The 25786-nt window shown below is 41.9% G+C and carries 20 protein-coding genes; 2 read left to right on the top strand and 18 right to left on the bottom strand.

Annotated features, from left to right (window positions below; translation table 11 throughout):
- Positions 1-27 precede the first annotated feature (27 nt).
- On the bottom strand, positions 28-684 hold the full coding sequence (locus CD03_RS0131325) for a hypothetical protein (RefSeq protein ID WP_027296997.1): 657 nt from the start codon (positions 682-684) through the stop codon (positions 28-30).
- A gap of 50 nt (positions 685-734) precedes the next feature.
- Entirely contained in the window at positions 735-1541 is an 807-nt protein-coding gene (locus CD03_RS35470) for an SPOR domain-containing protein (protein WP_052378064.1), read from the bottom strand.
- 351 nt (positions 1542-1892) lie between these two features.
- On the opposite strand from CD03_RS35470, the gene CD03_RS0131315 reads away from it, so the two are divergent.
- Complete coding sequence (locus CD03_RS0131315) at positions 1893-3698, top strand: cache domain-containing sensor histidine kinase (RefSeq protein ID WP_027296996.1); 1806 nt, start codon at positions 1893-1895, stop codon at positions 3696-3698.
- Positions 3682-5214 (top strand): response regulator transcription factor, encoded by a 1533-nt coding sequence (locus tag CD03_RS0131310; protein WP_027296995.1) that lies wholly within the window; start codon positions 3682-3684, stop codon positions 5212-5214. The genes CD03_RS0131315 and CD03_RS0131310 overlap by 17 nt, the downstream gene beginning before the upstream one ends.
- A 93-nt stretch (positions 5215-5307) precedes the next feature.
- On the opposite strand, the gene CD03_RS0131305 is transcribed toward CD03_RS0131310, so the two are convergent.
- The 16 genes from CD03_RS0131305 to CD03_RS0131230 all read right to left on the bottom strand — a co-directional run bounded on the left by CD03_RS0131305 (position 5308) and on the right by CD03_RS0131230 (position 25223).
- On the bottom strand, positions 5308-6459 hold the full coding sequence (locus tag CD03_RS0131305; RefSeq protein ID WP_027296994.1) for an iron-containing alcohol dehydrogenase: 1152 nt from the start codon (positions 6457-6459) through the stop codon (positions 5308-5310).
- Between the two features lie 195 nt (positions 6460-6654).
- The gene (locus CD03_RS0131300) at positions 6655-7434 is read right to left on the bottom strand and encodes a 5-deoxy-glucuronate isomerase (RefSeq protein WP_027296993.1); all 780 of its coding nucleotides are present in this window, start codon (positions 7432-7434) and stop codon (positions 6655-6657) included.
- Positions 7435-7464: 30 nt separating this feature from the next.
- Complete coding sequence (locus CD03_RS39715; protein ID WP_081820443.1) at positions 7465-7677, bottom strand: DUF6783 domain-containing protein; 213 nt, start codon at positions 7675-7677, stop codon at positions 7465-7467.
- Between the two features lie 13 nt (positions 7678-7690).
- Positions 7691-8704: an inositol 2-dehydrogenase gene (iolG, locus tag CD03_RS0131295; RefSeq protein WP_027296992.1), complete on the bottom strand. Its 1014-nt coding sequence runs from the start codon at positions 8702-8704 to the stop codon at positions 7691-7693.
- A gap of 32 nt (positions 8705-8736) precedes the next feature.
- Positions 8737-9633: a myo-inosose-2 dehydratase gene (gene iolE, locus CD03_RS0131290; protein ID WP_027296991.1), complete on the bottom strand. Its 897-nt coding sequence runs from the start codon at positions 9631-9633 to the stop codon at positions 8737-8739.
- Between the two features lie 95 nt (positions 9634-9728).
- Positions 9729-11657, bottom strand: a complete 1929-nt coding sequence (iolD, locus tag CD03_RS0131285) for a 3D-(3,5/4)-trihydroxycyclohexane-1,2-dione acylhydrolase (decyclizing) (protein WP_027296990.1) — start codon at positions 11655-11657, stop codon at positions 9729-9731.
- Positions 11658-11672: 15 nt separating this feature from the next.
- Complete coding sequence (gene iolC, locus CD03_RS0131280) at positions 11673-12689, bottom strand: 5-dehydro-2-deoxygluconokinase (RefSeq protein ID WP_027296989.1); 1017 nt, start codon at positions 12687-12689, stop codon at positions 11673-11675.
- A 990-nt stretch (positions 12690-13679) separates the two neighbouring features.
- Positions 13680-13802 carry a hypothetical protein gene (locus tag CD03_RS39105; protein WP_255348045.1) on the bottom strand — a complete coding sequence of 41 codons (123 nt, stop codon included), beginning with the start codon at positions 13800-13802 and terminating at the stop codon, positions 13680-13682.
- Positions 13803-13956: 154 nt separating this feature from the next.
- Entirely contained in the window at positions 13957-14985 is a 1029-nt protein-coding gene (locus tag CD03_RS0131265) for a LacI family DNA-binding transcriptional regulator (protein ID WP_027296988.1), read from the bottom strand.
- Positions 14986-15187: 202 nt separating this feature from the next.
- Positions 15188-16771, bottom strand: coding sequence for a response regulator (locus CD03_RS0131260; RefSeq protein WP_027296987.1), 1584 nt, complete (start codon positions 16769-16771; stop codon positions 15188-15190).
- Positions 16772-16828: 57 nt separating this feature from the next.
- The gene (locus tag CD03_RS0131255) at positions 16829-18565 is read right to left on the bottom strand and encodes a sensor histidine kinase (RefSeq protein ID WP_027296986.1); all 1737 of its coding nucleotides are present in this window, start codon (positions 18563-18565) and stop codon (positions 16829-16831) included.
- Positions 18566-18788: 223 nt separating this feature from the next.
- Positions 18789-19808, bottom strand: coding sequence for a Gfo/Idh/MocA family protein (locus CD03_RS0131250; protein WP_027296985.1), 1020 nt, complete (start codon positions 19806-19808; stop codon positions 18789-18791).
- A gap of 38 nt (positions 19809-19846) precedes the next feature.
- The gene (locus tag CD03_RS0131245; RefSeq protein WP_027296984.1) at positions 19847-21445 is read right to left on the bottom strand and encodes a solute:sodium symporter family transporter; all 1599 of its coding nucleotides are present in this window, start codon (positions 21443-21445) and stop codon (positions 19847-19849) included.
- Between the two features lie 204 nt (positions 21446-21649).
- On the bottom strand, positions 21650-22555 hold the full coding sequence (locus CD03_RS0131240; protein WP_242849175.1) for a substrate-binding domain-containing protein: 906 nt from the start codon (positions 22553-22555) through the stop codon (positions 21650-21652).
- Positions 22556-22914: 359 nt separating this feature from the next.
- Positions 22915-23763, bottom strand: coding sequence for a class II fructose-bisphosphate aldolase (locus CD03_RS0131235; protein ID WP_027296982.1), 849 nt, complete (start codon positions 23761-23763; stop codon positions 22915-22917).
- Positions 23764-23930: 167 nt separating this feature from the next.
- Positions 23931-25223, bottom strand: a complete 1293-nt coding sequence (locus tag CD03_RS0131230; protein WP_027296981.1) for an MFS transporter — start codon at positions 25221-25223, stop codon at positions 23931-23933.
- Positions 25224-25786 lie beyond the last annotated feature (563 nt).

Below are 25786 nucleotides of genomic sequence, written 5' to 3'. Positions count from 1 at the left end.
AATATAACACTGAATATTTTTAAAATTTTATCGATTTATTAGTTTAGTCATGAGTACCGGCAGCTCTAATTCTGCTAATACCTCATTTATCGAATCAAGTAAAAATTTTCGATTTGTATTTTCACTGTTGCTTTTTAAAAACCACAATACCACTGCGTCATTTGGCAAACTCTTTGATAAATTGTAACCATAGGCATGCAGCAAGTCATCTAATTCAGCAAATGAAAGATCCAATGAGATAGCGATTGCTAGCAGTGCTTGTTTTGTAGGCACTTTACCTTTTAAATAATATTGAAACATTCTTTCGCTTACGGATGCTTTTTGTAGTAAAACCTTATAATTCTCATTGTAATTTTCACAGATTTTAGCCAGACCTTCTTTATATTGACATAGGGATAGTCCTGCCTTATTTGCAAGTAATTCACTTTGCTGATGGTCCAGGTCAAACAGAAGTGCCGCCTTAATAATTACAGCTTTTTTAGACTCCTTACACAGAGCATGGGTACTGCATGGATTAGACTCCCAACGTGAAATATCAGTCTTAGTACACCCCAATTCCGTGTAGAGTTCGCTTAATTTTTTACCGGTATATTTATTAGCAAGCTGACGAAGTGCCTCAACAAAACTTTGTTCAAGGACTATATCATATTTCACAAGCCAGGTATTAATCAATTTATAATTCATAATACACCCCGTTACCCATAAAGTTGCAATGCTTGTCTCTAAAATGATTTCTAGTTAATAATTGCTGAAATCCCCTGACTCTTCAATCTCAGAACCAATGCCTCTGCATTGCTTCTATTGGAAAAGGTTCCACACTGAACAATATACTGTCCATTCTTTGATTTCAGTATTGCATCAAATCCTTTTTCTTTCATAAGCGCCATCATATTCTGTGCATTTGACTGATTTTGAAAAACTCCTGCCTGTACACTGTACTCCGTTTCTGTCTGTTCCTTTTTTACCCTATTCGCCTTCGTTCCCGGAATTTTATTATAATAATCTACAATTTTTTTCTTAAACCCGTTCCAGGATATTTTCCCGGTGTCATATACAAAAGGATTCGGGCATACTTTCGCATTTACGTCGTAATGCCTTATCACATGGTCTATGTCGATATCCAGCTCTTTCATCAGATAAGCACCCAATTCTGCCGCCGATTCCACGGTAGCATCCTCAAAATACCAGTCCTTATCGGTGGCATTCATTGTCTGCCTGCTGCGTTTCCGTACACACATTTCTACACTGACCGAATTCACATTCTTAGCAATTTGAAAATACGGATGCGGTCCATCTCCCTGAAGTCCCCCTCCAATCGCCCAGGAATAGTAATTCCAATAATCATTTCCCTGCCAGATATCCCCTGCAAAGCCTACCCAAAAATCTGCCGAAGCATTGATATCCGTATTTTTATAATATTCCGTATTTTCCCTGGCATCGCCCAATGCGCCCACGTAATGAAATACCAGCCAGTTAATATCCTTCTGGGTTCGTTTCAGTGCTTCATGATTTCTGTTCATCAGATTTTTATTTATCTTCATAGATAACCTTCTTTCTTTTTTCTGCATATTAAATGAGAATTTTATCCTAAATATACAGTTTTTGTCCAATAATGCAATAGCAACAACATATTCTGCTGCTTCATAACATATTTAACTTCATTTTCTTATATATTCTGTATCGTTTTCATCATTGCACATATCTCTGCGGGATAGATGCCCTATGTCGGAAAGGTTACCCCCACAAACTTACAGCAAAGATCACATTCAAGATATGAACAATTTAAATAAAGTCTTCAAAAACCTCGGTCTTAGTGGTATGATTATCTTAAAATTATTAAATTTTTGCTGCTTCATCTGGCAAAAAGGATTAATAAGAACGAGGTGTTCCCCATGATGCAAAAATTGCCGTATCATTATAAGTTATATTTATCTTTCAGTCTGATTGTTACCTTGATTTTATTTGCAAGCGGCACCTTCTTTTTCCAGTATAACAACCGGCTTTTGCAGAACAATCTTCAATCCAACAGCCTGGACTCCCTGAACCTGATTCAGTCCAGAATTGAAGATATGCTGGTCAATGTGGACAAAGACCTGGTGACGCTCCATGCCTCAAAGGCATTCACGGACATCGTATTTCATATACCTGAGACACCCTATAACTATTTTCTTCAGCATCCCACCATCACTTCTGATGTAGATGGGATACTGCTGTCTGTGCTGGCTACCACGAAGGCAAATCGCAGCATTCATTACATCAGCCGCTATTACGATTACCTGGGGACGCAGATTAACCAGCAGTCTCTCAATTCCAAACCAATGACAAAAGATGAAATCCGGGACATACCCACAGTTCGGGAAGCTTTAACTACGAAAAAATATAAGTTATATTTTCCGCCCCATCCGGATTACTGGTCCTCAGATGCTCATCTGACGCTGACAGTGTCAAGGCCCATCCGGGATACTTACCACACCTACGGGGTACTGGAATATAATATAGAAGCCGAGGAATTAGACGAGCTTTTAAAGCTCCCCAACAGCGACGACACTTATCAGCTATTATTACTGGATGATTCCGGGAAACTGCTCTATCATAATATACCCGACACCCCTGACAACCAGATAAAAGAGCTTTACAAAGGGGAAACCTTTGAACAGCCCATCGGATATTATTATGCAGATAAAAATTCATTGATGGCATACAGCCATTCGGAATTAACCGGATGGACAATCCTCATCAAAAGAGATATCCATACTTACACCATGCAGGTGAATTCCATGGCGAAAACCATCATTTTATCTTACATAGCCGCATTCATCATATTACTGCTCTTCCTTTTTATTATTACCAGGAACCTGACTCAGCCCCTTCGCACCCTCCGTAATAATTTATACCACCTGGAATTAAACCAGGATATCCACTTAGATATCCAGTCCAGCAATAATGAAATTGTGGTACTGACCAGCGGTATTGAAGAAATCCTGAATAAAATGCGGCTTCAGAATATTCATATCATGGAGATACGTGAACGGGCGGTAAAAGCTCATTTTGATGCAATGGAAGCCCAGCTGAATCCACATTTTCTATATAATACCCTGTCTGTAATCGGCGCCTACGGTTTAGAACAGGGCAATACGACCGTTCCTAAAATGTGTACGGAACTGGCTAACCTGCTGCGCTATTCTATCAACTTCAACCATCGGACCGTTCGTCTGAAAGATGAGTTTGATAACATAAAAAGTTATCTCTATATTATGAAAATGAGGCACGAGCATATGTTGGATTACAGATGGGATCTGGATCCTACCCTGGATGATATCAATGTTCCGAAATTAATCCTGCAGCCGATTATTGAAAATTGTTTTCAGCACGGCTTTCAAAATGTTCCACCGGTCTGGAAAATCCATATCCGATCCTACCGCAGGGAGAATCGGTGGCTGGCAGCTGTATCCAACAATGGGCAGCCATTTAATCAGGAAAAAATCAACCAGCTCTACAACCGGTTCGATCAGTTTAAAAAAGCCTTTCTGGAAGGGCGGGAGGTGGAAAACAATCTGGAACAACAGGGGTTTGGATTAGAAAATACAATTCTGCGCCTCTCTATCTATTACCGGGGACTGGAATATTTTCATATACAGACAGAAGATAATCTGACTACAATTGAGATTGGAGGATTTATTGATGATGAATCAAATTAAAATAATAATTGCTGAAGATGAACCTGCTATTTTAAGAGGGATTTGTGCAGCAATAACCATGATATCTGACAAATTTATCATATCCGGCACTGCATATGACGGAGAAAATGCCCTGAATTTGATTCAGGAACACCACCCGCACATCGTAATCACAGATATCAAAATGCCGCTGATGGATGGATTGACACTGATCGCTGAAGCTAAAAAACAAAATTCCACTGCAAAGTTCGTAATTTTAACCGGATTTGCAGAATTTGAGTATGCAAAAAAAGCAATTACACTGGGTGTATCTGACTACCTGTTAAAGCCTGTGGATCCGGAAGAATTAGCAAAACTTTTAAACGGAATGAAACAGGAAATTAATAGCAAAAGCTCTCAGGTACAGATGGAATATATCCGCTCCTGCTTTTTCAAAAGAGTGCTTACGGATTTTACTTTTAATCCTTTGGCACACTGCAGCCTTCACCTGTTGTTTTCTTATTATGGCTCCATTGTCAATAATACTTATTCCGAATTCAATCTGTCCGGCGAAATTGTAAGGAATCTGGATACTTCATTTTTAGATGGCATTATCGAAAAATACCAACTCCCGGTTTATTCCTTCCGGGGTAATTACTATAATGAATTCGTCTATGCCATTGTCACTCCTTCAGATAAGAAAATGGACATTCTTCCGGTGGTCCGGGAGATCCGGGAAAATGCCCAAAAATCAGACACCTACGTGAATTTTGTTTTATCTGCCGTTGTTCATAGCGGCGAAGAGATTAAAGATTTAATGCAAAATGCTTACCTGTTTACCCTGTTTCATTTGCCCTTTGGCAAAAACAGTTTTTTAATCCAGGATGATGCCTGTACTAAGAAAAATGCCATAGAAATTTCTGATAACATCGTTGCACTGGCCGGAAAATTCAGGCCCGGCACTACTGAAAATGAACTAAAAAATATCCTTTCCCAAATGACAGCATGGTGGCAGGAATCGGATACTACCCAATTCCAGCTGCTCGCAGACGTACGCCATATAGCAAGTGCCGCTATTCACGTAAGTCCTAATGCATCCCAGATTTTGTTCGATCCAACCGAAATCATTGCCTCTTCCGATTCCTACGAAGAGTTATTTGAGAACCTTCTGCTTGAATTGACTAAAATATTGTTCCCGGAACACATACAGCAAAAAAAATCCTCCTCTCAGCTGGTAGATGACATTCGCGCGTATCTGGATAAAAACTTTACACAGCAGATCACCTACAAAGTCTTTTACGATATCTGGGGCTATAACGAAAAATATATCACAACCCTTTTCAAAGAAGCTTTTGGAATCTCACCCAGTAAATACATTACTTCACTGCGACTGGAAATGGCAAAAAGTTTAATGATAAAAAATCCCCAGATTCTGTTAAAAGATGTTGCGGAACAAACTGGTTACACAGATGCACTTTATTTCAGCAGGGTGTTTAAAAATAATGAAGGGATGTCACCCAGTGCTTTTATACAGTCACTGGAGCAGCCCCCCTGTTAAAGGGCTGGCCGCTGCAGCATTAAAAAAGGAAAGTAATCTCATATGATAAATCAATCATAAAAGATTACTTTCCTTGCATTTACCTGCAGATTATTACCACAGATTGCGGTAAATCTGCTCCAGATCTTCTTTACTCACTTCTTTTCTGCTATTTTGAGGACTTCCGCTGTCCATGGCATCCAGAGCCATCTTTTCCACAACACTCATGAACTCCTGTTTATTAATGCCATATTCTTCGAAGCTTGGTGTTGCCAGTTCTCTGCAAATAGTTTCTACTGCTTTTAAGAAATTCCAGCTTGCTGCTTCGTCTGAATCCAGGTCAGTAGCGACTCCCACTGCCCTGCCCAGTTCTCCAAACCGGTCATATGCCCCATCCAGCACAAAACCCAGACATTCTTTTAACAGCATCGCATTGGATAAACCATGTGCAATGTGGAACAGCGCTCCGATAGGACGGCTCATGCCATGCACAATCGTAACCGATGCATTATTAAATGCAATTCCTGCTTCCAGTGAAGCGATAGACATCTGTTCTCTTGCCGTTAGATCTGTTCCCTCCCGGAAGGCTGCCGGCAGATAAGCAAAGATTCTCTTTACTGCGGAAAGGGCAAACGTATCGGAAAGGGGCTGTGCCTTTCTGGAGGTAAAGGCTTCAATTGCATGGGTTAATGCGTCCAGACCGGTAGCTGCCGTTATCTTGGGAGGTGCCGTCATGGTAAACTGCGGATCTATAATTGCAAGAGCAGGCATCAATACCTGACCCTTTAATAGCATTTTAATATCTTTTTTTGTATCCGTAATAATGGTAAACTGCGTTGCCTCAGAACCGGTACCTGCTGTTGTGGGAATTGCCGCCATAGGAGGTGTGGGCACTTTAATCACTTTTCCCATATAGTCAGCGATTTTGCCGCCGTTTGTTGCCAGCGCTCCGATTGCCTTCATGGAATCAATGGGGCTTCCTCCGCCCAGCGCAATCAGAAAATCACATTTTTCTTTTAAATACATACTCAGCCCGTTTTCAATCATTTTGTCGGTGGGCTCACCCACTATTTCGGAATATATTACATACTCTATTCCCTGGTTTTTCAGGGCTTCTTCTACATGCGCTGCATTTCCCAGCTGAATCATCACTTTATCTGTAATGATCAGCGCTTTTTTTCCAAACCCTCTTAAAATTTCTTCTGCCATGGTAAGTGCGCCGGAACCGGTAATCATCTGTCCCGGAACGATAAAATCTCTTCCCATTTTTATTCCCCTTGCATATTCCAGGCTTGCCTGTAATACTGCCACAAATTAAACAGGTTGAAAGAATCACTGCGTGGCATCCTTCCATTTCTTATTTATTCTTTCAACCTTTCATTTTCTCCTCTGTCCGGCAGCCGGTTAACCGCAGACTTTCCACCAGGTAATGGGGCTGCCTTTCTATATAACTACTTATATCTAAAATTCTGCATCATACAGCCAGGTATAACGCTCATCATCAATACGGTCCGTCCAGGGATTCCCCTCCAGATGACGGATCATCCAACAGGTATACATCTGATATCCCGGTGCCGCTGCCTGTGGGTGTGTCTTTCCCCCTGGTATTGCGGAAAAACTGCCGTCTTTAATTTTATAGACCTCATCCCCAATGAAACTCGCACCAAATCCTTCCGGACGGTCAAACAGAAAGTAATATGTTTCCGGCTGGGGATGCTGATGTGGAATGTATCCCGACCAGTTACCACGGTCATTTAATACTTCTCCTAATACCATATTGGAATAAGGCGCTGTTTCGTAATCAAAAACAGTACTTACACGACGAACAGCCGTATCTCCAAACTTACCCTTGCAGGAATAAATCCATGGAGCATCCTCAGGCCCGTAGAACTTACTGTCAAAGGTTCTGTCGTTGAAAGTAGACTGGACAAGGATCTGTGTATCCATAGAAGCCTCTACGCTGACTTCCACGCCTTTACACACATGCAGGCACCAGAGGCCTTCCGTAAACACATCTTTTCTGCTGACTTCCTTTTCCTTCTCTTCCCACTTGATGGTAATGCGGCCATTTAACAAAAGCACTGCAGTCTCTTCCCCGGACTTCACTAATTTCTTAACATCGCCCTTTTTCATTTTGAACACACGAATATCCATCATCATTTCTTTATAATCATTGTCATAGGTAGTGAGAACCTTCTCTCCCGCCTCGTTAAATCCTGGATAACCAAATACCTTACTCATTCTATCCGCTTCCTTTCATTTATATGATGTTTATATATGACTCTGGAGCGTGTCTGAAGTCAAAGCCCTAGAGCGTGTCAGAAAATTGCTATCTGACAGCTGTGCGTCACAGTTTGCGGGAGATTTGTCCCGAATGAAGGGCGCGTAGCGGGCTACGTAGCCTGAATTCGGGGCAAATATGCCGCAAAATGGGACATGCAGATGGCAGGAATGAATTTTCAGACACGCTCTGGTACGCTCCATATAATCACTGGTTCTATAACTGAATCTCGGAAATCTTAACCGGTCTGTGCTCTTCTACTGATTTTTTCGCCGCCAATCCCATAATTACCGGCTTCAAACCGTCTTCTACTCCTAGAGGTGTATCCGTATTATTTTCAATTGCATCTATAAAGCAATTCATTTCTTTCGCAAAGGAATCCATGTAACGTTCCAGGAAGAAGTAAAGCGGCTTTTCTCCGGTTACGCCTTCGGCTGTGCTGATGACTGCGCTGGACTGTGTATCATTTACCGTTGCAACCATACCCTTAGAGCCAAATACTTCTGCACGCTGATCGTATCCATAAGCTGCTTTTCTGGAATTGTCAATGACTGCAATGGCACCGTTTTCCATCTGAAGAGTAATGACAGCTGTATCCACATCGCCTGCTTCTCCAATACTTGGATCTACCAAAACTGCAGACTGTACATAAACTTCCGTTGCATCGCAGCCAGCCAGGAATCGAACCATATCAAAATCATGGATGGTCATATCCAGGAAAATTCCTCCGGATACCTTTACATATTCCGCACTTGGTGGTTCCGGATCTCTGCTGGTCACTTTGATAATGTGGGGATCGCCGATCTGTCCTGCGGTTACGGCATTTTTTACCGCTTCAAAGTTATGGTCAAATCTGCGGTTAAATCCAACCTGGTATTTCACGTCAGAATCCTTTAAAGCATCCATTACTTCTTTAATCTTAGCTACATCATGATCGATGGGTTTTTCACAAAAAACATGTTTTCCGGCTTTGATTGCTTCAATGGAAATCGGGGAATGCGTATTGGTAGATGAGCAGATCAGCACTGCATCAATCTCCGGATCTGCAAGGATTTCCTTGTAATCTTTCGTTGTATTTGCCACACCCATGCTGTGTGCCCATTTGTCCGTCTCTTCGTTCATAAACGGATCTGCGATTGTTTTAATTTCCGCATTTTTTACCAGATTACAAATACTCTTTGTATGTACTTTACCAATTCTTCCTGCACCTATAATACCTACTTTTACCATGATAATTCTCCTTTTCTTTAAATGAATAATTCTTACAGACCAGTCTTTTCAGTAATGAACTTTCTAGCTTTTATTGCATATTCCAATGGATTCGCTTTTGCAGGATCCTGTTCAGCCTCTACTACCATGTATCCTTCATATCCGGCATCTTCCAGCACTTTGAAGATCGGATCAAAGTCAATACATCCGTCTCCCGGAACCGTAAATGCTCCCAATCTGACACCTGCAAGGAAGCTTAACTTCTCTGCTTTTACCTTTTCAACTACTTCCGGGCGCACATCTTTTAAATGCACATGTTTTATTCTGTTGCTGTATTTCTGAACCATTTCAAGAGGGTCAGCACCGCAGTAAGTAAAATGTCCGCTGTCAAATAAGAGATTTACATATTCCGGATCGGTACCTGCCATCAGTCGTTCCACTTCGTCCGGATCCTGGATAACCGTTCCCATATGATGGTGGAAAGTCAAAGTAATTCCATATTCTTTTGCTATTTTACCAAGTTTATTTAATCCGGTGCAGACTTTATCCCATTCTTCATCATTCATAATGTATTTACAGCCAAAGATTGGTGTTTCCAGCTGTCCCTGCACACTGTGTCCCTGCTCCGACACACCGATGATCTTAGAACCCATCGCCTGTAAAAATTTCACCTGTTCAATAAAAGCTTTTTCGGTCTCTTCATAAGGCTGTGTGGTTAGAAAGCTGGAAAACCACTGATTACAGATTTGGATTCCGCGAAGATCCAGTGCCTTTTTCAAAACAACAGGATCTGCAGGATATTTATTTCCAACTTCGGAACCGGTATATCCCGCAAGTGCCATCTCACTTACGCACTGTTCAAAAGTATTTTCTTTTCCTAAATCCGGCATATCATCGTTGGTCCATGCAATTGGTGCAATTCCTAATTTTACTTTTTCTTTGTTAAACATGACTGTGCCTCCTATGGCTTTTTTATTTCAGCTTAGCTGATAATTTAATTGGATTTTGCTATTAATTTTGCTGGTACAAAACCTTTACGGTAATTTTAATATCGTCTGGCTTTATATCTCTCTGCTTCCAGTTCCGTATACTTTTCCTGCACACTTTCCATCCCGGAAGTGCTTGCAAGACCTACATTCCACCAGGACTTGTAACCGTCCGTCATAGTCTTTGGAATTACTTTTAAGTCAATCAGGACTGCATTATCCTGGTTTTTCGCATCTTCCAAAGCAGCTTTTAATTCATCAATTGTCTTAACGGTGTAAGTTTTCAGGCCATAACCTTCTGCAACTTTTGCATAACTTACCGGAATCAGGTTTCCTTTTGTTTCATTATTCGTATCCCGGTAGCGGAATTCTGTGCCAATGCTTCCAATGCCATTATTCATTTGCAGATTGTTGATACAACCAAATCCACAATTGTCAAATACCAGGATATTGATTTTGGCTCTTTCCTGCATAGCAGTCATAATTTCACTGTGCAGCATCTGGAACGAAGCATCTCCCACAACCGTATATACTTCTTTATCCGGCTCAGCCAGTTTTACACCAAGAGCCGCTGCCACTTCATATCCCATACAGGAGTATCCGTATTCCGCATGGTAGCCGCCTCTTTTATCGGTAGTCCAGATTCTCTGCATACAGCTTGGAAGGCTGCCCCCTGCCGTTATAATGGTTGCATCCTCCGGGATTACCTCCCGAATTGCACACAACGCAGCAGTCTGGGTAATTACCCCGCCGGTCAGTTCTACGAATTCCGGAATCGTTCTTGGGTCTCTGGCTTTTACCATAGGTTCAAACTGATCGTCATATGCATATTTTGCCAAATGTTCCATTTCTTTGTCCCATGCAGCTTTTGCATCTGTTATCTCTGTCGTATAAGCGGATTTATAATTGCGTTCCCTCAGTTTCTGTGACAGCGCCTCCAGGGTTACTTTTGCATCCCCAACAGCTTTTACCGCATCCAATTTATAAGCATGGAATTTATTGTTATTGATAGTCACAACCTTCACATCCGGATTCTTAAACTGGTTCTTGGAACCGGTTGTAAAATCAGATAATCTGGTTCCGATTGCAATCACGGCATCTGCGTCTTCTGCAATGGTATTGGAAGCCAGTGTGCCGGTTACGCCAATTCCTCCAAGACAGTACTGGTGACTGGATTTACAGGCACTTTTTCCTGCCTGACTCTCACCAAACGGAATGTTGAATTCTTCACAGAATTTTTCAACTGTTTCGCCTGCTTCTGAATATTTTACGCCGCCGCCAACCACAATCAGCGGTTTTTTAGCTCCGGCAATAATCGCTGCCAGATCTTCTACTTCTTCTTCCACTGCCACCGGCCTTGTAATTCTGTGTACCCTCTTCTGGAAAAAATATTCCGGGTACTCATAAGATTCGCCTTCCACATCCTGACAGATTCCGATACATACAGCACCTGTTTCAGCCGGGTCCGTCAATACACGCATGGCATTAATCATTGCTGTCATCAGCTGTTCCGGACGGACAATGCGGTCCCAGTATTTACACACAGGCTTAAATGCATCATTGGTTGTGATAGATAAACTGCTGCTCTGCTCTAACTGCTGCAGTACCGGATCGGGCTGTCTGTTGGCAAAGGTATCTGCCGGAAATACCAGCAGCGGAATATTATTCACAGTAGCGGTAGCTGCTGCCGTCACCATATTTGCAGCTCCCGGTCCCACGGACGATGCACAGGGAATAATTTTTCTTCTGTTGTGCTGTTTCGCAAATGCAGTAGCCACATGACACATTCCCTGCTCGTTTCTGCCCTGGAATACCTTCAGATCTCCGGGATTCTCATCTAACGCCTGGCCTAAACCAACGGCAATTCCATGTCCGAAAATTGTAAAGATACCTTCTACAAACTTTGTTTCCACTCCATCAAATTCTACATACTGGTTATCCAGGAATTTTACCAATGCCTGCGCAACCGTCATCTTTGTATATTCCATTTCCTATCCGCCTCCTTATACTCTTGCAATCATTTCACCATACTGGTCTTTTGTTTCTTTTATAAACTTCTTAACTTCATCGGGATTCGGGAGTTCTTCGGAGCAGGAATGGCTGCGTACCATCATCGCTGCTTCTGCACTTCCAAATTCCAGACATTCGATCATATCCCATCCTTCAAAAATGCCATACAAAAATCCGGATGCATAACCGTCTCCGCCGCCGAATGATTTCAGTGCAGTAACTGGAAATGGTTTAATACTATAGCTGTTGCCATCGTTCGTATAAGCTGTGGAACCTTTTCTGCCGTGCTTGATGACCACGATCTTCGCATTTTCATTCTGCCAGCTTTGTGCCGTTGTCTTATCATCTCTTCCCGGCTGTATCAGCTTTTCTGTCAGGTCAAATTCTTCCCTGGATCCCAGAATAATATCCGCTTCTTTTGCCACACAAGCATAGTAAATGGAAATTTCATCACTGTTCTTCCAGTTATATTCACGATAATCAATATCAAAGACTACAACAGTTCCGTTTTTCTTTGCCAGCATCACTGCTTTTAATGCAGCTTCCCTGGAGGGGCTCTGTGCAAGGGCGGTACCGGAGATTAAAATTGCCTTTGCGTTCTTTATGTATTCTTCATCCACATCATCCACCGACAGCTGAAGATCTGCAATGCAGTTGCGGTACATCAAAATGCTGCTTTCGTCAGGAGAAAGAATTTCTGTAAATGTGAGACCCAGTTTTTCTCCGTTTGTACATCTTGTAATGTGTGAAGTATCAATTCCTTCTTTATTAAAAAACTCTGTAACGTAATCACCGAACTGGTCATCAGACACTTTTCCGATAAATCCAACTTTCTTGCCATGTCTCGTAACGCCTACTGCGATATTCGCAGGAGAACCTCCTACGTACTTTTTAAATGTGGTAGATTCCGATAATGGATGAAAATAATCCACCGGATTAAAGTCAATTGCCACTCGCCCTAACAGTACTAGATCCATTGGTCTTGATTCATCAAACTTAACATACTTCATTCCATTCACCTCATACTTGAATTTCAACACAGATCGGAAACTGCTTCCACTCCGCGTTCCATTTACAGTTTTTCTTTTCTTGCGTTCTTTAGCACGCTTTTCTCTCATGTACTCATGATAGCACACACTTTTATTGCGTGCAAGCTATTTCTGAGTCATTGCAGTACTTTCCCTGTATTGTACAATTTTCTATTCATATATTTGTAACGTTTTCACAAAGATTATCGCACGCATTTGCACGCAAATTAGATCTTAATTACTTTATTTGGGTTTAGTTGATTAATGACGCTTTGTAGATGTAGGTAGTGTACGGAAAGAGAAGGGGGCGGACCAGGACATTGGTTTGGAATGCTTACCGCAGAACTGGCATTTTCTAACCTTCCCGGAGCACTTTTTGGCGGCACGCGGGCATTCGCTCCGAAATCCTGATGCATTTCGCAGCTCACTGCCCGCTTAGTATCCGATGGGAGCCAGTCGAATACTATCCGCCAAAAAGCACTCCGGGAAGGTAAGTAAATACGCAGCTCTGCTATACGCCTTCCAAACCAATGTCCTGATCCGCCCCCTTCTCTTTCCGAGATAGCATTCGTTGATACAAAGCTGGTTTTCTCAGCAGGGTGGGGCCCCGGGGTTGTGGCATGCCGGACGCTATTGGCATAAAGCAACTAATCTTGAGAATGGAATTTGTTTTTCATTCTGTAACCAGAAAAAGGAGCAAACTTTCATCTTCTTTTACACAAACAGCCGAAACATACTGAGCAGCATCCAATAACGAACAGCCTGCCACAGCCCAGGGGTTCCAACCTGCTGAGAAAACCAGCTTTGTATCAACGAATGCTATCTCGGAAAGATGGGTGTGGGGAACTGGTATGGGCGTAGGAAGCGTAGAGCAGAGCTGCGTATTTACTTACCTTTTCGAAGTGTTTTTTGGCGGATAGTATTCGACTGGCTCCCATCGGATACTAAGCGGGTACTGAACCGAGAAATGCATCAGGATTTCTCGGTGAATACCCGCGTGCCGCCAAAAAGCGCTTCGGAAAGGTTAGAAAATACCAGTTCTGCGGCCAGCTGACGGAGCCCATGCCAGTTCCCCACACCCATCTTTCCGTACACTACCTACATCTACAAAGCGTCATTACTCAGCAAAACCCAAATTTAATCTTAGCAGTATTTTCAAAACTGAAATCGTACACTGCAGCTCTAAACCATTGATAAAGGACGCTATATCCTCCTTCGCCAAGAGAGAACATAACGCCCTTTTTCTTAATTATAAATTATATTTTGTTTTGATATTGATATCCGTATAAACGAATTCCCGGTCTGCAGATCCACCCTTTACAATCATATCATACAGCAAAAACGGCGGGCGGTACCCCTGTTCATATCCTTCCTGGTCAATCAGGAAATCTACATCATCTTCCAGCAGCGCCTTTTCATTGCGCGGTGTTAAATCGTAGATAATTACATAAGGCCTCTGCTTCGGATTTAATTTTTCAAATGCCTGCCGCACACCCGCCTGCCCACCGGATGCTACAAAGATTCCTGCGAGATCCGGCACCATAGAAAGGGTGTTTTCTATAATGCGTTCTACCTCCTGTGCCTCGTCAAAACTGCTTTGTACGCCTAACAGCTCCATATTCGGAAATGAACGCTTCGTCTCTTCTATAAAGCCTTCCACGCGCAGACTGTTTACACTATTTGTAAAATATCCTGTAATAATCAGAATCTTACCTTTTTTCCCGGTGAGCATCCCCATAAGCCCTGCTGCCGTATAACCACTTCTTCTGTTATCCAGGCCGACGAAGCAGCATCGTTTCGTCCCTACTATATCCGAATTAAAAGTAATGACCGGAATGTGCTTTTCTTCGGTCAGCTGATTGATCTTCGTCCGGATCAGGTCACATTCTACCGGCATAATAGCCAGACCATCAATTCCCAGCGCTTCCAGTTCTTCGATCGCCTGAAGCTGTGCCTTTTCGTCAATGATGACACTGTCCCGCAGAAGAATCTCCACGCCCCGCTCCCGGAGTTCCCCTGCTGCCTGGCTGATGCCCTTGTTTACCTGAATCATAAAAGAAGACTTAGATAAATGCGTCACAATGCCTATTTTTAATTTCAGCTGTCCTTTGTCAGGGTTTCTGAACCCCCTGTTAGACTGATAGCCCAGTTCATCGGCTATCTCTTTTATTTTTGCTGCGACCTCAGGCTTAATCCTGCCACGATTGTTAAGCGCCCTGTCCACCGTCCCTCTGGAGACACCCGCCAGGTCTGCAATCTGTTGTATCGTTCCTGCCATAATTTTCCCTCAATCCGTCCTTTTTCATATACTTTTTTACTCACGCCCGCGTTTTGCGTTACATGCACGCATTTTTTCTTTTATTATAGACTAAAATATATGTTTTGACAAGTGGGAATTAACGCCTTCATTTCGGCGTATAAAGTCTGGACGGACGATGCCCTGCATTGCCTGTCATCTTACCGGTATCTGCTATTCAAATTCACCTGCTGCAGTTCTTCCGGTAATCTGCAGGGCTGCAGTCATTTAGCTTTTTAAACGCTTTTGAAAAATAATGGTAATCATTGAAACCGGATTGTTCCGCCACTTCTTTAATCTTGCATCCGGTATCCCGCAGCAATTCCCTGGCACATTCCATACGGCAATCCAGAAGATAGTTAGAGAATCCGATTCCCATTTCCTGTTTAAAAAGATAACTGAGGTACGCATGATTTACTCCTGCCGCATCTGCCACATCGCCCAGTCCGATCTGATGACGGTAATGGTCGTGTATATATTCCAAAGCCTGCTTTATAACTGCACTGACATTTTTCGGAATCGCTTTTGTATGGTCTGAAAACAAACGCCTGCAATAATCCTCACAGATTTTTCGCAGATTTTCAATTTTAATAATTGCTGCATATTCATCCGACGTTCTTTCCAGCTTTACTTTACCGTCCAGGCTTTTCAGCCAGTGCACCACCGCTTTACTGTCTGCACAATTCTTTCGGCATGCTTCAATGACCTTTTCAAAGGAGTTCAGTAGTTCGTCTTGTTTTTTTCCGGCAATGATCCGGGGAATATCTTCCAGAAGCTTATTAGCTTCCTCCGGCATTTGTCTGGCTATTGTTTTTGCACCGTCAAAATACAGGATGTCATTGTCCTCGTAGAATTTCAGCTTAATCATTTCCCTTGCCTGCTGGTATGCCTGACGGATCCCATCTTCTCCAATACAGATATTGCTCACACCTACCGCATACCCGTAAGGTTCCTGTTTACAGCACTTAAAACAGGCGGAAGCCACACTGGTAAGCTTCTGTTTCATCAGGCTGCTTCTGCACATTGCGGATAAATCCAAAAAACAGCAGAAGACACCTTCCCCTAAATAGATTTCTTCCACGTAGGCACTCTCTGTACCAAGAAGCAGCTCCAGCTGTTCCGTCAGCGTATGCAAGAACATCTGACTGTACTGATCCGCCTCCAGGGGCGTCAATTGTGCTTTTACCCCCGCCCAGTCCGGAATAAACATATTGATTACCGCACTGTTGATAAACTTCCCGTTAATTCCTGCCTCCAGCCTCTGTTTCTCCCTTTCCTCCAATGACATTGTTCCTGACAATAACTGGTTAAAAAAGTGATACTTCAGGGAATGGCTGCCCATTTTGATCAGCTTTCTGGTCCGTTCCCGTTCATCCAGCCTTACTCTCATATGTTTCATCTGGTGTTTAGCATTTTCCAAAAGCTCATACAGAGATTCTTCATCCAGGGAATTTTTCAGCACATATTCATTCGCCCCAAGCTTCATGGCTTCTTTTACATAATTAAAATCGTCATGACAGCTTAACACAATAATATATATTTCCCTGTCTCTTTCCCGAATTCTTCTGATTAGTTCAATTCCATCCATAAGTGGCATGGAAATATCCGTTACTACCACATCTGGAAAAGACTTTTCTATCAGGCCAAGTGCCTCTTCTCCATCCCGCACATCGCCTATGATCTCATAACCTGCCCGCTTCCAGGCTTCGAGCTGTTTTAAATATGTCCTGACTAAAAAATCATCATCTACTATTACTGTACGAAACATCCCACACCACTCCTTTTGCCACTGCGTGTTATTATCTGTCCTGTTTCTAATTTGGGATTAAACAGAGTATTCATTCGCCTCTCTGTATGCCGGAAGAAAGAGACATGCTTTCGTTCCATGTCCGATGCTTTCATAAGAAATTCCGCCCTTTTCCCCGTAATACAATTCCAGACGGTCTCTCACATTCGCCACACCAATGCTGCTTAATCCGCTTGTCTTCCTTGCCTTTTGTGTCAGCAGTATTTTCATCTGCTCCTGTGTCATGCCTCTGCCGTTATCCTCCACCTCCAGATAAAGCCGCTCATTATCAACTCTTGCGCATATCAAAATCCTGCTGTCCGTATTTTTCATATCCAGACCGTGGAGCAGAGCATTTTCCACCATAGGCTGCAATAACAGCCTTGGTACAAAACACCCGTTTGCTTCCGGCTCTATTTTATAATCTACCGCAAAATTCCCTTCATATCGGAATTCCTGCAGCCGGATATAATTTTCCAGGATATGCAGTTCATCCGCAACTGTGATAAATGTCCCTTTTTTATTAATACTTGCCTGCAGTAATTCAACAAAATCACTGATCATTGCGCCCAGCTCTTTTTCTCCCTTCAGCAGCGCCGCATACTTGATGGAATTCAAAGTATTATACATAAAATGCGGTGTAATCTGATATTGCAGCGCTTCCAGTTCCGCATCCTTTTTCAGCATTTCTTCTTTCACCAGCTGACCGATCAGTTCATTAATATGATCCAGCATGCTGTTAAAATTTCCGGATAATTCACCGATTTCATCGTTTGTATTAATTGCAGCTCTTTTATCCAGCTCTCCGCCGCTGACTTCTTTCATAGTATTTGTAAGGCATTTAAGCGGCTTATACATGGCCTTTGTTATAAAGTAGGCAATAAATACTGCCGCCAGTACAAATATGGCTAAAAACACCGCCAGAAAGTATTTCAGCTGATTCAGATCCTTTAGAATCTCACTTCTGGCCACTACCATTAAAAACTGGTAGCCGCTGAAAGTCCCTTTATAAAAAACCCCCAGCTTACTGTTATCACCGCTGTTTGCAAACCCATTTTTGTATAAGACGTTAAAATCTTTACTTTCATAAATCTTTCCCATATCTTCTGCATTTTGAGAAGATACAATCTCCCCCTGTTCATTTAAAATCATGGCAAGGGTAGTTTTCTGTGCATAAAGCCCGTCCAGATATTTATAGAAGATCGTCCGTTCTTCCACATTAACCATTATATAGCCCAGTATTTTCCCTTCTTCATCTTCCACCGTGTCCATATAAGACAAAAAATTAGACGATGATCTGAGCGGATCCTGCACAATAGCAGGCATACTCCCGGCAAATACTGCCTGTGCAATCTCACCTGTCTTTTTCTCAGGAAGCTGTTTTTCATAGATGGGATAATCCTGAGAGGTGACAATAATCCCCTCATTCGGCAGCACTAAATAAACCGAACCAATATCGCTGTAACGCCGTTTATATGTCTTAAGCGTGGATGCGATATCTTCCAGAACCAGTTCCTTCCCAGTCCTCTGAAATTCCTGAATCTGCTGTTTCATTTCCCCGTCGCAGGAAGCCTGTACCGTAATATAGTAGATCTCTTTCAGCGAATCATCAAACACATTCCCCAATTGCTCCATCCGCCCATACAGGTTCTTCCCATAATTATCTTCCACCATATCAGCAGATTTAAAATAAAAGGCGATGGTAATAGACAACGCCGTAATCAGAGTAATGCCGACGATTGCCAGCAGGATTTTGCTGCGTATACTGTGAATCATATATACCCCTTTTCCCGGAGCACGATCCGCTTTCTGTGAGTGATACGGCAATTTAGGAGGCACAGCGGGCTGCTCTGACTAAATTTGGCGCATTCCTACAAAAAGCAGGACGTACAGATTTATACATAAAATTTTCAAACAGGCTATATAAAGTGTTTAAAATTGCTTTCTAAAACACGCTCTAAGCCCCGTCCCCAGAGGGCCGGGGCTTTAACAAACCCGACTAATATTCTATCTTTACAATGCCACCCTGGCGGTAAGCTTCTGTTGTGGCAAATCCGATCTGTGTGGATTTCGTCCCGTCATATACGGTTACTTCCGGCTTTACTCCGTTTTGCACGCAGTTAATAAAGTCTTCCATTTCCAGGCGGTAGGATTCGGCAAATCGCTCCGGAAATCCGCTGACACATTCCTGAACCACACCCTGGTTATTATAAATCATACACAGGTTCTTAGCAGGAACAGGGCTTACTCGGATAGATCCTTCCGTTCCGATGATTTCCGTTTCTACGTGATACCCGTGAGGTGCGGTACGCCCCACATGCACGAAACCAACAGCACCATTTTCACATTTATACATTGCCACACCTGTTTCATCATCGCCTGCTTCTTTAAACTCCGGATGCTTAAAGGTAGATCCTGTGGCATAGACTTCTACCGGATCAGAGCCCAGGAACCAGCGCATCAAATCAATATCATGAATTGCCATGTCAATAAAAATACCACCGCTTGTTGCAGCAAATCTGATTGCCCCGTCTACCAGTGCTTCCGGGTCGATACCGGTTGCTTTTACCATATAAGGAGTACCTATTGCTCCTTCTTCTATCTTTTTCTTAGCATAGGCATAAGATGGATCAAATCTTCTCATGAATCCCAGGAAAAACGCAAGCTCCGGATGGCGTTCCACAGCCTTTTCCGCTATACGGCATTCCTCCACATTTACCCCCAGAGGTTTATCGGAAAATACATGTTTTCCCGCATCTAACGCTGCTTCTATCTGCCAGCAGTGCTCTCCGCTGGTTGTAACAATTGCAACCGCATCAATATCCGCCTTTGCCAGCATCTCCCGGTAATCGCTGTACACATCTTCCACACCCAGCACTTCTTTTGCATAATCAAGTTCCGCCGGCATAATGGAACATGCTGCCGTCAATTCTGCATTAGGAATCTTAAATGCCAGATTTTCTGCATGTACTTTTCCTAACCTTCCCAAACCTGCAATTCCAACTTTAATTTTTTTCATAAATGATACCTCTCTTCTTTTCATGTTATTGTTTTTCACTATTTTCCAAGTCCCAGTGGGGAGAAGATAATATATAATACTACAAGCCCTGCCACGCAGAATACAGATGCCGCTTTAATATGTTTCCAGGGCGTTAAATCTACCGCTTTTACATCCTCCAGGACAAAATCCGTTTCTCTTGGATGAATCTTTCCTATAAACAGTAATACCAGCACATCGATGATGAACAATACGCTTAAGATATATAAATAATGGACATTCAATGGCAAAAACTTTGAAATACTATATAAGATAACATGTGAAATCAAAACAATTTTCGGTGCTGATGCCGGAACCTTTTTTGAGAAAATTCCCACGATCACCGCAGCCAGAATCGGCATATTATAAAATCCAAAACAAGACTGAAGGAAATCATATAATCCGGTAGGTGCAAAACTCACCAGAGGTGCTACTACGATGGAAAGTGCTGCCAGTCCGAAACCGAACCGCCTTCCTATTTTAACCAGGTCTTTATCCGTTGCATCCGGATTAAATAATGGTTTATGTATATCCAGTGTGTACATGGCAATGGAACCATTCAATGCGCCGTTAAAGGAGCTTAAGATTGCACCGAATAATACCGCTGCAAAGAATCCCAGTAATGCTTTCGGTAATACATCTAAAACCAGCATTGGATATGCCAGATCGGAATTAGTAAGTGTCGTTCCGAATTTTCCATATGCTATAATGCCGCAGAAGGTAATGAAGAGTGGTGTCAGCAGCTTGAATGCTCCAGCCAGCAAAGCTCCTTTTTGTGCTTCTTTTAAATTCTTTGCTGCAAGCGCTCTCTGAATAATAGACTGATTGGTACACCAGTAAAACAAGTTATTAAACAGCATACCTGTGAAGAGCAATGGCCACGGAACCATAGGCGCCTGTGCATTTGCAGGATTGATCGCATTAAATTTTTCAGCTGGAATCAATTCAATCAAATGCTGGATTCCTACCAGCGGATTTCCTCCTCCAAGAGACGCCAGACCTAATAGCGGAATCATAAACCCGCCAATAATTAATCCAACCCCAAAGATACTGTCTGCGGATGCAGATGCTTTCAAACCGCCGATAACAGCATAAGTGGCTCCAATAATGCCCAAAGCCGTAGCTGTAACTACCACACCCATAAACTGGGAACTTCCCAGCATTTTATCAATTCCGAAAATCTGATTAAATACCAGCGCCCCGGAATACAATACAGTAGGCAGATAGCAGAATAAGTAACCCAGAAGAAATAATACAGAGACAATTCTCTTTACCCTTCCATCATACCTTTTTTCTAAGAACTCTGGTATCGTTGTAATACCCGCCTTAAGATACCTTGGCAGAAAGAGCGCTGCCAGGAAAATAGTTGCGATACAGGAAGTAGCTTCCCATGCCATAGGCCCCATATTCGCCGCATATGCCTGACCGCTTTGTCCGATTAACTGTTCTGTAGACAGGTTAGTCAAAATAATCGAACTTGCAATCACTGGAGCGGTGAGTGATCTGCCTGCCAGAAAGTAACCATCCTGTGTATCCAGGCTTGACTTTCTTGTTTGTTTTACAACATAAAACCCCACTAAAACCATACAAAGTAAAAAACTAAATACCGTAAATAACATTTCCTTACCGCCTTTCTTTCTCCATCTGATGTCTATATTCTAGCTGATATCAAAAGATTTTCCAGTAAGGGAATTTTTAGATTTGTATGTTATTTTTATGGGTCTTTAATTAGGTATGCATATATTTTACCAGATCCAGAATCTGATAATTATCTTGTTGTAATATTTCTATATTTTTGTGTCTTATTTTTAGGTCTGCATATATTATGATGATGTTTCTTTTATTTTTTGATAATCTTCTACATTTTCATTTGTTATAACTTCTACCGGAAGTATCTTCTGATCCTCCTGGTCACTTCCCTTTTTATGATTGACGATATACCGGACGGTCTCCTCCCCAATCTCATAACCGGACTGGGATGCAAGTGCCGCTATCCCACCGTTTTTCACCGCCTCAATGGCATCCTCCTGAGCATCCACCGTTACAATGGCTACCGGACTTCCTTTCATATACTCCATAATACCCAGGGCAGTCACGGCGCTGGTAGCAAGAATGCCGGAAATATCCGGATTTTCATTCATAAGCCTGGTTATTTCCCGTTCGGACATCTGAAGATTACTATACCCGCTTTCCACAAATGCCACCTGAATATCTGTATTTTTCTGTATGTAGTCTTCAAATCCCTTGATTCTGCCAGCATGTGCCATCTGTTTCAAATCCCCGGAAATAATGCCAACTTTCCCCTTATTATGAAGCTGTTTTGCCATATATTTCCCAAGCTCCCATCCGGTTTTTTCATTATCAATCCCAATATAAGGCACCTTGGCATCCGCTATCTGCGTGTCATATGCAAAAACCGGTATCCCCATCTCATTTGCTTTTTTAATATAATCTGCATTACTGTAGGAATCAATAGGAGACACCGCCAATGCATCCACCTTTTTATCCAGAAGGTCCTGAATCATTTTCTTCTGAAGCACGGCATCCGTTTCCGTATCCGGCGAAACAATCAAAACGGAGACTCCTTCCTCATCAGCTGCTTTTTCCATACCGGAACAGACCGACATCCAATACTCACTGTCTCTTGATTTCGTAACAACGCCAATCACATAAGCATCGTTTTTCGAAACTGACTCTTGTCGGTTACTGCATCCAGCCAATAGTACCATACACAATACCCCCAAAAAGAAAATCCCTGTTTTCTTCATACATCTTACCCCGCCAAACCATTTTTATATAGAAAAGAGAGGTTGAAATAACTTTCCTGCCTCTCTCTTTGTCTTTTTTTATTATATCGAATATCCGGCAGGTAAACAAGTGGAGATTCATTTAATTACCTAGAGCGTGTTCTGAAATTACTTTCTGACAGCCGTACGTCACAGTTTGTGGGAGATTTGTCCCAGATAAAGGGCACGTAGCAGGCTACATAACCTGAAACCGGGGCAAATATGCCGCAAAGTGGGGCGTGCAGATGGCGAGAATGAATTTCAAACACGCTCTGGTACTCCATCCGGAAATTCCAGATGTCTCATCTATTTTTATAAATCGTTTGAAATACTTCAATATGTCGTTTGACATTCTCAAACACCCCAGATTCCATTGCCGTATTTAAATCAAAATAATTATGTTTTCCATCCGTACCTATATACGCTTCCACTTTCTCTATCAGACTGTTAAAGCTCGCCGTAGCTATATTTACTTTGCAGATTCCAAGAGAAATTGCCCTTTGAAAATCTTCGTCAGTAATGCCGCTTCCTCCATGGAGCACCAGCGGAACGTTCGTATTTTGATGAATTTTCTCCAGAACATCAAATGCAAGTGTGGGAGCAACAGGATAATTGCCATGGGCATTCCCTATTGCTACTGCCAATGCATCCACGCCTGTTTTTTCACAGAAAACCCTTGCATCTTCCGGATCCGTGCAGCGAATCCCATGGTCACAGCTTCCATCTTCACTACCGCCAACCAATCCCAGTTCAGCTTCTACTGTTGCCTCATATTTTTTGGCTAACTCCACGACCTCTTTTGTCTTAGCCATATTTTCTTCAAACGGGCAGGCAGAACCGTCAAACATCACAGAGGTAAATCCAAATTCCAATGCCTTTTTCACTGTTTCCATTGTCAGACCATGATCCAGATGCACCGCTATATCCACTTTTGCTTCTTTTGCAGCCTGCACCATCATCGGTCCCATTAATTCCAGAGGTGAATGTTTTAACCTCACCTCTGCAATCTGCAGTATAATCGGGGTATTCGTCTCTTCCGCCGCCCGTACGGCACCTTTTACCATTTCCATATTTCCCACACTGAATGCTCCGCATCCCGTTTTTTCCGCCTTTGCTCTTTCTAAAAGGTCTTTCATTTTTACTAATGACATATTCTGATTCCTCCTTATCATAGTTTTAATTTTACAAGTTACTAATTTCTATTCTGGCATAATTTCAATTTTTGCATAAATTCTATTTTGCCGTAAATTCTATTTTGCTGTAATTTCTATTTTGCTGCAATTTCTATTTTGCTGTAATTTCTATTTTGCTGTAATTTCTATTTTGCTGTAATCACCCTTGCTGGTTCCTTTTCTTCGTCGTTTTCCAAATTCTTTCCTGTACTCTTATCGGCCAATTCTCTTTCTAAGAGAATGATAAACATAACGGACAGAGCAGCACATATTATCCCAACTATAAAACCCATGTTTGTATCAAATCCATTGGCTATGATTAAATTTGCAACAAAGGGTGCCCCAAGGGTAGCAATTACAATTCCTGACATAACAAATCCATAGTTTTCTCCTGAATGGGCAAGTCCAAATATAGAACTGGTCAGCGACGGGAAACTCCCCATAATCCCCCCATAGCAGCCATACATCAGCACAATTGCAATAGTAGTAAACACAGATTTCGATAAAACCAGCATCACCATAGCTGCAACAGATACCGTAAGTACTCCTTTTACACATTTCACTCTCCCTATTTTATCTGCGATGGACGGGAGGAACAATCTTGCTGAAGCATTCATTATAGAACCAAACATCACGGCTGATACAGCAATGGACACCGAGATGCCCCGTTCTGTCTGCACTCCCTGCGCAACCGGTGAAATCATAAAATAGGAAATCAGGCCGAAAAGCATTGTGGCAACCAGATAATAAAACTTTCTGGTACGTATCATCTCTTTGGATGTATATTGCTTTTGCAATTTTAGAGCTGCCGTTCCATCCGCAACCCATCCCGGTTGATTCAACGGCCTGACACCTGCCTGTTTAGGATTTTTAATAAAAATGCAGCCCAAAACCCAGGATAGGGCAATGACACTTCCAATCACTAAAAACGCAGTTTTTGGACCACTCTCTGCCAAAATCATCCGGCTGACTGGAGCAAGAAAAAATCCACACAGACCATTTGCAGTAACTACAATTCCCGACGCAAATCCAAGTTTATTGGGAAACCACTTTTGCGCTGTAGAGAGAATGGTCGTATACATCATTCCCTGACCAAATCCCTGCATTACTCCATAAGTAAAATACATAGGCAAAGGCGATGGAATAATCAAAAAAGCTGACAACAAAATACCTGCCGCAAAAATCCCGCCGCCTGCAGCAATTGCAATCTTCGGATTATACTTATCCTGAATACGCCCCCCAAAAATATTTCCAAATACAAACGTTAACATAGACAAATAGAAACACATGGACGTCTGTCCTTCAGTCCATCCCGTCAGTTCCCGGATATAGGGCTGATATAAGGACCATATATGTGGATACCCAGTAAAAAATATAGCAAATGCTCCAAATACCATCATCAGCACCCGTTGCTTTTTCTGCCTGCTGTTTAAATGCATCTTTTTTCCTCCCATGACTCCAAATCAACTGTTTAATAATTGTTAAATAATTTTTCAATAACTGTTAAATAGCTTCTTATTACATCTGATTTGTTTTTTGGATATGTATTGATCATTTTTATGCATTCATCCTAGCATGTTTTGATATTCTTGTCAATTGTTTCTGGTGATCTTTTAATTTTATTTTGGTTATATCATGATTTTCTTATCAAAAAGTCAGAAACATACTACTTGTATAACATAAATAACTCGAATCTATATATCAATGTAAATCACTTTAAATATATTGAAAACTATCAGGTATACTAAGAATTTAATAGAATTTATCAGATACACAATGGTATTTAAAATATATAATATATTAATTTTTTAACTATTTGCATTATTTAATATTTATTTTGATATTAATTTAGGTTTATTCCTTTTTTATTGTATCTATATTTGTTGCGTTTTTTGAAAATTATATAACATTAAGATACATACTTTGTATTTTCTGGCATACACACCCTTAAAAGTAAAAATTCAACAAAATATACCTTTTCAACTTACCCAAAATATACTAT

Origin of the sequence: Robinsoniella sp. KNHs210 (assembly GCF_000686105.1) — a bacterium.
Lineage (GTDB): Bacteria > Bacillota > Clostridia > Lachnospirales > Lachnospiraceae > Robinsoniella > Robinsoniella peoriensis.
Note: the sequence above shows the minus strand (reverse complement) of the source record. Positions and strands in the feature narration are given on the sequence as shown.

Bases quoted from the DNA above. Each gene is read 5' to 3' on its own strand.
- CD03_RS0131255 (WP_027296986.1), bottom strand. From the start codon at position 18,565: ATGATTCACAGTATACGCAGCAAAATCCTGCTGGCAATCGTCGGCATT.
- CD03_RS0131230 (WP_027296981.1), bottom strand. From the start codon at position 25,223: ATGCATTTAAACAGCAGGCAGAAAAAGCAACGGGTGCTGATGATGGTA.
- CD03_RS0131265 (WP_027296988.1), bottom strand. From the start codon at position 14,985: ATGGCAGGAACGATACAACAGATTGCAGACCTGGCGGGTGTCTCCAGA.
- CD03_RS0131310 (WP_027296995.1), top strand. From the start codon at position 3,682: ATGATGAATCAAATTAAAATAATAATTGCTGAAGATGAACCTGCTATT.
- CD03_RS35470 (WP_052378064.1), bottom strand. From the start codon at position 1,541: ATGAAGATAAATAAAAATCTGATGAACAGAAATCATGAAGCACTGAAA.
- CD03_RS0131235 (WP_027296982.1), bottom strand. From the start codon at position 23,763: ATGTCATTAGTAAAAATGAAAGACCTTTTAGAAAGAGCAAAGGCGGAA.
- CD03_RS0131315 (WP_027296996.1), top strand. From the start codon at position 1,893: ATGATGCAAAAATTGCCGTATCATTATAAGTTATATTTATCTTTCAGT.
- CD03_RS0131260 (WP_027296987.1), bottom strand. From the start codon at position 16,771: ATGTTTCGTACAGTAATAGTAGATGATGATTTTTTAGTCAGGACATAT.
- iolC (WP_027296989.1), bottom strand. From the start codon at position 12,689: ATGAAGTATGTTAAGTTTGATGAATCAAGACCAATGGATCTAGTACTG.
- CD03_RS0131240 (WP_242849175.1), bottom strand. From the start codon at position 22,555: ATGGTACTATTGGCTGGATGCAGTAACCGACAAGAGTCAGTTTCGAAA.
- CD03_RS0131305 (WP_027296994.1), bottom strand. From the start codon at position 6,459: ATGGGAAGAGATTTTATCGTTCCGGGACAGATGATTACCGGTTCCGGC.
- iolE (WP_027296991.1), bottom strand. From the start codon at position 9,633: ATGTTTAACAAAGAAAAAGTAAAATTAGGAATTGCACCAATTGCATGG.
- CD03_RS0131300 (WP_027296993.1), bottom strand. From the start codon at position 7,434: ATGAGTAAGGTATTTGGTTATCCAGGATTTAACGAGGCGGGAGAGAAG.
- CD03_RS0131245 (WP_027296984.1), bottom strand. From the start codon at position 21,445: ATGTTATTTACGGTATTTAGTTTTTTACTTTGTATGGTTTTAGTGGGG.
- CD03_RS39715 (WP_081820443.1), bottom strand. From the start codon at position 7,677: ATGGAGCGTACCAGAGCGTGTCTGAAAATTCATTCCTGCCATCTGCAT.
- CD03_RS0131250 (WP_027296985.1), bottom strand. From the start codon at position 19,808: ATGAAAAAAATTAAAGTTGGAATTGCAGGTTTGGGAAGGTTAGGAAAA.
- iolG (WP_027296992.1), bottom strand. From the start codon at position 8,704: ATGGTAAAAGTAGGTATTATAGGTGCAGGAAGAATTGGTAAAGTACAT.
- iolD (WP_027296990.1), bottom strand. From the start codon at position 11,657: ATGGAATATACAAAGATGACGGTTGCGCAGGCATTGGTAAAATTCCTG.
- CD03_RS0131325 (WP_027296997.1), bottom strand. From the start codon at position 684: ATGAATTATAAATTGATTAATACCTGGCTTGTGAAATATGATATAGTC.